Origin of the sequence: Mesorhizobium sp. M2A.F.Ca.ET.067.02.1.1, from assembly GCF_004023285.1 — a bacterium.
Lineage (GTDB): Bacteria > Pseudomonadota > Alphaproteobacteria > Rhizobiales > Rhizobiaceae > Mesorhizobium.
On the sequence record NZ_RZSB01001381.1, the window covers coordinates 1 to 563 of the forward strand.

General features: G+C 62.5%; 1 protein-coding gene and 1 pseudogene. One reads left to right on the forward strand and one right to left on the reverse strand.

Annotation, left to right across the window (positions count from 1 at the left end):
* Positions 1-204 (forward strand): annotated as a pseudogene (locus tag EOA28_RS37930) (hypothetical protein); the annotation flags it as partial.
* 6 nt (positions 205-210) lie between these two features.
* On the opposite strand, the gene EOA28_RS37935 reads toward EOA28_RS37930, so the two are convergent.
* The coding region (locus EOA28_RS37935) for an adenine deaminase C-terminal domain-containing protein (protein ID WP_148671218.1) at positions 211-563 on the reverse strand (353 nt) is incomplete at its 5' end.

Below are 563 nucleotides of genomic sequence, written 5' to 3' on the forward strand. Positions count from 1 at the left end.
AACCATGCCAAATTCGCCGATAACCCGATCCTGGTGCAATTGCTTGGCGACCGGCTGCGCACGCCGGCTGCCCTGCGAGCGGGCGAACCTCAGGGCGCCGGGTTGGACAATATCGGCCAAGGCCTCGGCAAAGCCGTGGGATCGGTGGCCGAGGTGGTCATCACCACGCCGTTCAAGGTGCTGACCATCGCGACGGGCGGATGACCTGCTTTAGATAAAAAGATCGACCTTCTGGAAGGTCGTCACGTCGACAAGACCGACATCCGATATCCTGAGCTCCGGGATAACCACCAGCGCCAGCAGCGAGTGCTGCATATAGGCGTTGTTGAGCGAGCAGCCGACCTTCCGCATCGCCTCGGTCAGTTGTTCGGCCTTGGCCGCGACGATCTCGGCGCGTTCGTCGGACATCAGGCCGGCGATCGGCATCTCGACCAGCGCCAGTTCCTTGCCCTTTGAATAGAGCACCACGCCTCCCCCCACCTCGCCCAGCCGGTTGACGGCCAAAGCCATGTCTTGCTTGTTGGTGCCGACGACGATGATGTGGTGCGCGTCATGCGCCACGC